The organism is Pontibacterium sp., assembly GCF_041587635.1.
In the GTDB taxonomy this organism is placed as follows: domain Bacteria; phylum Pseudomonadota; class Gammaproteobacteria; order Pseudomonadales; family Balneatricaceae; genus Pontibacterium.
On record NZ_JBFGYC010000278.1, the window covers coordinates 1 to 5,221 of the forward strand.

Annotated in this window: 4 protein-coding genes; all 4 read left to right on the top strand. The window is 52.2% G+C overall.

Features of this window, described 5'->3' with window-relative positions; all coding sequences use genetic code 11:
* The coding region (locus ABYW01_RS13370) for an extracellular solute-binding protein (protein WP_372833484.1) at positions 1–1,533 on the top strand (1,533 nt) is incomplete at its 5' end.
* Positions 1,533–2,633, top strand: a complete 1,101-nt coding sequence (locus tag ABYW01_RS13375) for a microcin C ABC transporter permease YejB (RefSeq protein ID WP_372833487.1) — start codon at positions 1,533–1,535, stop codon at positions 2,631–2,633. The genes ABYW01_RS13370 and ABYW01_RS13375, both read left to right, overlap by 1 nt.
* Positions 2,630–3,655: an ABC transporter permease gene (locus ABYW01_RS13380; RefSeq protein WP_372833488.1), complete on the top strand. Its 1,026-nt coding sequence runs from the start codon at positions 2,630–2,632 to the stop codon at positions 3,653–3,655. Before ABYW01_RS13375 ends, ABYW01_RS13380 begins: the two co-directional genes overlap by 4 nt.
* Positions 3,656–3,657: 2 nt before the next feature.
* Positions 3,658–5,221: ABC transporter ATP-binding protein (locus ABYW01_RS13385; protein ID WP_372833491.1), on the top strand; the 1,564-nt coding region annotated here is incomplete at its 3' end.

Below are 5,221 nucleotides of genomic sequence, written 5' to 3' on the forward strand. Positions count from 1 at the left end.
CAAGACGAGCCTTTCTCTCTCTATGGCTTGCTCGCAGAGAAGCTGGAGGTTGCAGATGATCGTAGCTGGATCACGTTCCATCTTAATCCCAACGCCCAATTCAGCGACGGCGAATCAGTTAACGCCGATGACGTCATCCATAGCTTTAAGCTACTCCGTGAACAGGGCTCCCCTTTTTATCGCGCCTATTTCGCTGATATCGACACCATCGAAGCGACCAATGACAAGACGGTAAAATTCAACTTTAAAAACAGCCTGAACCGCGAGTTAGCACTGATTGTGGGTGAAGTCCCGGTACTGCCTAAGCATTACTGGGAGGGACGGGATTTCACGAAACCCAGTCTGGATATCCCCATCGGTTCCGGCCCTTATACCCTCAGTGGATTTGATCCCGGCCGCAGCGTCACCTTCAAACGTAACCCTGAGTATTGGGGTAAGGACCTGCCGGTCAGCAGCGGACGGCATAACTTTGGCGAGCTGGTATACGACTACTACCGCGACGGCACTGTTGCCCTGGAAGCGTTCAAAGCGGGCGAATATGACTTCCGTCAGGAAAACAGCTCCAAACGCTGGGCCACCGGTTATACGGGTGACGCATTCGACTCCGGCAAAGCCGTCATAGAGGAACTTGTCCACGAAAATCCTACGGGCATGCAGGCCTTTGTGCTGAATACCCGGCGCGACAAATTCTCAGACCCGCAAGTCCGACAAGCACTGGCATACGCCTTTGATTTTGAATGGACCAACAACGCTATTTTCTACAACGCCTATACGCGAACCCACAGCTACTTCTCTAACTCAGAGATGGCAGCGACCGAACTGCCCACACCAGAAGAACTTGAAATTCTGGAGCCAATCAAAGATCAGGTGCCGCCCGAAGTATTTACCAAGGTGTATCGCGCACCCACTACGGATGGAAACGGCAAGATCCGCCGTCAATTGCGTACAGCAAAGCGTATGCTTATCAACGCCGGATGGTCTCTGAAGAACAACAAGCTGATCAACGATAAGACCGGTGAGCAGTTTACGTTTGAGATGTTGTTGGTACAGCCTGCCTTTGAACGTGTTGTCGCACCCTTCATCCGTAATCTGGAGCTGATGGGCATCAAAGCCAGCATCCGTGTCATCGATGTATCCCAGTACATCAACCGCATCCGTGCGTTTGATTTTGATGTCATCGTGGGTAGTTTTGGTCAATCAAGCTCGCCGGGTAACGAACAACGTGATTACTGGCACTCCGACATGGCGAATAGCAGCGGTAGCCGTAACACCATTGGCATCCAGAACCCCGCTGTGGACTATTTGGTAGAACAGTTGATACAAGCACCTGATCGCGAGCAGCTGGTCCTGCGTACCCGTGCACTGGACCGTGTACTACAATGGAATCATTACGTCATTCCTCAGTATCACATCAATAAATACCGCATCGCTTACTGGAAAAAGTTTGCTATGCCTGAACAACGGCCACGTTATGCGCTGGGTTTTGATACCTGGTGGGTCACACAGGATGCGATGAAAACGAAGGATAATTGATGGCCGCTTATATACTGCGACGCCTGCTACTCATCATCCCCACGCTGCTGGGGATTCTTACCATCAATTTCATCATCGTACAGGCCGCCCCCGGCGGCCCGGTTGAGCAGACAATTGCCCAGCTGCAAGGCTTAGACGTGGGTGCCACTGCCCGTGTAGGTGGCACAAGTTCGGGTGATATCGCCTCCGATGGCAGTCAATCCAACGGCGGCGATAGCCAGTCTCGTGGTGCCCGAGGTTTAGACCCTGAACTGGTGCGTCAGATTGAAGAGCTCTATGGCTTTGATAAACCCGCACATGAGCGCTATATCGAAATGCTTGGAAGCTATCTGGTGTTCGACTTCGGAAAAAGCTTATACAGCGATAAAGAAGTCACCGATCTGATTGTCGAAAAACTCCCAGTCTCCATCTCTCTGGGCCTCTGGACAACCCTGCTCACCTATCTGATCTCCATACCACTGGGTATTCGCAAGGCCGTGCGGGACGGCAGTTCGTTCGATGTATGGACCAGTACCGCGGTGATTATCGGCTATGCGATCCCCAACTTCTTGTTTGCGATCCTGCTGATCGTGCTCTTTGCCGGTGGGACATACTGGGACTGGTTCCCACTCAGGGGACTGACATCGTCCAACTTCGATGAACTCAGTTTGTGGGGACAGATCAAAGATTACTTCTGGCACATCTCCTTACCGGTGCTGGCATCGGTGATCGGCAGTTTTGCCACCCTCACCATGCTGACCAAAAACAGTTTCCTCGATGAGATTAACAAACAGTATGTGTTAACGGCCCGCTCCAAGGGCCTCACCGAAAACCGGGTGCTTTACGGACACGTCTTCCGCAACGCAATGCTGCTGATTATTGCGGGCATGCCATCCGCCCTGATCGGTATTTTCTTCACCGGCTCCATGCTGATAGAGGTCATCTTCTCACTCGATGGCCTGGGACTCCTGGGTTACGAATCGGTTATCAACCGCGACTATCCGGTCATTTTTGGCACACTCTATATCTTTACGTTGCTGGGCCTGATTCTGAAACTGATCAGCGATATCACCTATGTGCTGGTTGATCCACGCATCGACTTCGAAAGCCGGGAGCATTGATTATGAGCCCGATGAATACACGTCGTCTTGAGAATTTCCGCGCCAACAAACGGGGCTTCTGGTCCCTGTGGATCTTCCTTGCGCTGTTTCTTGCTAGCCTGTTTGCAGAATTTATCGCCAACGATTCACCGTTATTGGTGGAATACAAAGATGAGATTTACTACCCACTGCTGACCGATTATCCCGAAACCGTCTTTGGTGGTGAATTTGAAAGCCCGACTGATTACAAAGACCCTTACGTTCAGGAGTTGATCGAACAGGACGGAAACGGCTGGATTATCTGGGCCCCCATCCGCTACAGCTACAACACCATAAACTATGAACTCCCGGCCCCGGCGCCCTCGCCTCCCTCTGCCGAGAACCTGCTGGGCACCGATGATCAGGCACGAGATGTCTTCGCCCGCGTCATCTATGGCTTCCGTATTTCGATCCTGTTTGCAGTGGTGCTGACCCTGCTCAGCTCCGTGGTCGGAGTGATTGCCGGCGCTGTGCAAGGCTTCTATGGCGGTAAAATTGACCTGTTCTTTCAGCGTTTTATCGAGATTTGGTCAGGCCTGCCGGTCCTGTTCCTGCTGATCATTCTGGCCAGCATTGTCGAGCCCAACTTCTGGTGGCTGCTTGGCATCATGTTGCTGTTTTCATGGATGAGCCTGGTTGATGTGGTGCGCGCTGAGTTTCTACGCGGCCGTAACCTTGAATACGTGCGTGCCGCACGTGCGCTCGGTCTGGACAACAACCTGATCATGTTCCGCCATATATTACCCAATGCCATGGTCGCCACCCTGACCTTTATGCCATTTATCTTTAATGGCTCGCTCGTCACATTAACGGCACTGGATTTCCTGGGCTTTGGCCTGCCACCCGGCTCGCCATCTCTGGGTGAACTTGTCGCCCAGGGCAAAGCCAATCTGCACGCACCCTGGCTGGGGATCACCGCCTTTGTTGTGCTTTCAACCATGCTGACCCTGCTGATCTTTATCGGTGAAGCAGTGCGTGATGCCTTTGATCCAAGGAAAGTGTAACGATGAGCGATAAACTGGTCAGCGTAAAAAACCTGTCCGTAAACTTCGGCCAAAATGGCGCTGAAGTGAATGCGGTCAAGAATGTCAGCTTCGATATCCCTAAAGGTAAAACACTGGCACTGGTTGGCGAATCAGGCTCTGGAAAATCTGTCAGCGCACTGTCTATTATGCGCTTACTGCCTTACCCCAAAGCCAGCCATCCGAGTGGCGAAATACTTTATCAGGGTCTGGACCTGATACAGCTAAATGAGGGTGAAATGCGCACCCTTCGCGGTAACCGTATCGGTATCATCTTTCAGGAACCGATGACGTCACTGAACCCTCTGCATACCGTGGAAAAACAGATCGGCGAAGTTTTACTGCTACACAAAGCCAATACGGCCAATCAAGTACGTGAGCGGATTATCGAACTGCTGGATCTGGTGGGTATTCCAGATCCGGAAAATCGGCTTAAAAGCTACCCCCACGAACTGTCTGGCGGTCAGCGTCAGCGCATCATGATTGCAATGGCGCTGGCAAACGACCCGGAACTGCTCATCGCAGACGAGCCAACCACGGCGCTGGATGTCACGATCCAGGAACAGATCCTGCAGTTACTGCAGGATCTGCAGCAAAAGCTGGGCATGGCCATTCTACTGATTACCCACGATCTGAATATCGTGCGCCGCTACGCGCATGATGTGTGTGTCATGTATCAGGGAGAGTTAGTAGAAAGCAGTGACTGTCAGGCGCTCTTTGCGGCACCGAAGCACGACTACACCCGTGCGCTCCTGGCGGCGGAGCCTAGCGGTGATCCAGCGCCCCTGCCTGCACAGCGCGAGGCATTGATCAGCACAGACAAGCTGAAGGTCTGGTTTCCGATCAAACAGGGATTCTTTAAACGCACCGTTGATCATGTAAAAGCCGTTAACGAAATCTCCATCGAAGTGAAGCAAGGAGAAACACTGGGCATTGTAGGTGAGTCCGGCTCCGGCAAAACAACACTCGGATTGGCTTTGCTTCGGCTGCTGGGCAGTGAAGGCGGTATTCATTTTGACGGTATCAACATCTCTACGATGAATCAAAAGCAGGTGAAACCCCTGCGTCGGCGCATGCAGGTGGTCTTTCAAGATCCGTTCGGTAGCCTGAGCCCACGAATGTCAGTATCAGAATGTATCGCAGAAGGATTGGCGGTCCATAATATTGGTCACGCATCGGAGCGGGACCAGATGATTATCGACGTGATGAATGAGGTCGGTCTGGACCCGGATACCCGCCATCGTTATCCGCATGAATTTTCCGGCGGCCAACGCCAGCGAATCTGTATTGCCCGCGCACTGGTACTGAAACCGGAACTGATAATCCTCGACGAACCTACTTCAGCACTGGACCGTACCGTACAGAAACAGATTGTAGAGCTGCTGCGTAACCTTCAGGCGAAGTACAACCTGAGTTACATATTTATCAGTCACGATCTGGCAGTCGTTAAAGCGCTGAGCCATAAATTGCTGGTGATGCAACACGGTGATGTGATGGAGAGCGGAGATGCCAAAGCCATCTTCAGCAACCCACAAAACGAGTATACCC